The sequence below is a fragment of the Mucilaginibacter flavus genome (assembly GCF_030409315.1).
Classification (GTDB): domain Bacteria; phylum Bacteroidota; class Bacteroidia; order Sphingobacteriales; family Sphingobacteriaceae; genus Mucilaginibacter; species Mucilaginibacter flavus.
The window spans coordinates 1-1,368 of the sequence record NZ_JAUFPS010000052.1 but is presented as its reverse complement, the minus strand read 5'-3'; the positions used below and the strand labels follow the sequence as shown (position 1 = coordinate 1,368).

The window sequence follows — 1,368 nt, the reverse complement described above, 5'->3', positions numbered from 1 at the left end:
GCAATCCCACCCTGGTTCGTTCGATTTCTATGATCTAAGCAAGTGTTTTCTGATACTTTTTTTCGTAAGCCCTGTTTTGATTAACGCAGGCGAATATCCGCAGAATAAGTTTATTCCTAACAGCATTAATAACACTCATTTTATTCTTTTTTTCCTGCAATACTTTACGTTCGTAAAACAGCTTTAGGTCATCATTATACTGTATTGCGACTATGGCTGCAAGGTGCAATAGCGTTTTGATTTTTTTATTAGCCATATGCGATACCCTGGCCTTTTTAACAACCTTGCCAGAGTCGTCTGTAAAAGGGGCCACGCCTGAGTAGCAAGCAAACTTTTTAGGATCGTTAATATCCCTGAATTCGTTGGTAGTAACAATAACCTGTACGGCGGTTACTTTACCAACGCCGCTTACAGAGGTTGTCAGTTTGAATATCCGGGTTAATTCTTCATCAGCTGCGATAAGTTGTTCAATAGCCTTATCAGCCTTGGCTATGTCGCTTTCAATAGCTTTTAAAGAATGACTGCAAGCTTGTAAATTCTGTTTGCTGGTTTTATTAGTACTAAAAGACTCATGTTCTTTCAGCGGCACCTTCAATTGTTTTTTAACAGTTATCAACCGTAACCTGGTAGCTGCAAGGTGGGCAAGCTGCTGTACAACCTCACGCTTAGGCATCCATAAGCGTAGTAAGTCCCGCTCTTTATAAGCATACCCGGCAATGCGGATGGCATCTACCTTGTCATTCTTGCCACGGATATTACCCAATGAGTTCTTGATCTGGGTGGCTGCTTCCAAACAAATATGAGCTTTCTTTTTATGTAAACAAGTTAAAGCATGGTTGTTATAAATGCCGGTATGCTCCATACAGAAAATCGCTTTGCTTAAGCTGAACCCCGGCAACTTTTCCAGTTCCTTGATAAAAGCATTTATTGCTGCTTGGCCGTTAGCAATTTCCCTGTGAAATAAAAAACGGTTGCCTTGTTGGATGGCGAAGTCCAATTCATTTTTGGACACATCGATGCCAATGAAAAATTCAAATTCCATATCTTTACCCTGTTTATGTTAGTAAACAGTTAACATGTTTTAAACACCATCAATTCCTTACTAATGAGCCTCGTAAACTCTAATTTCTATTTGATGCCTTAGTTTAAAACAAGCGGTAAAGGAGTAAATCGAACGATAGGCCTTTAAGCCTGGAAATGACAATAATGCGCCTTTACCGCTGTTAACTTTATCCACAAAATTCGAGGTTATTAACAAAGAAAAAGAAGCAAAAAGAAAGCTTCAACAATAATAATAACCCTTATTATTCTGTTGATGCCAATCTAAAGGAAATGACAACGTTTTTTATCTATATGATAAATTAAAAA

Annotated in this window: 1 protein-coding gene; it reads right to left on the bottom strand. The window is 38.2% G+C overall.

From position 1 onward, the window contains the following. Window positions 1–34 precede the first annotated feature (34 nt). Window positions 35–1,042 carry an IS110 family RNA-guided transposase gene (locus QWZ17_RS23270; protein WP_290307720.1) on the bottom strand — a complete coding sequence of 336 codons (1,008 nt, stop codon included), beginning with the start codon at window positions 1,040–1,042 and terminating at the stop codon, window positions 35–37. Window positions 1,043–1,368: the final 326 nt, after the last annotated feature.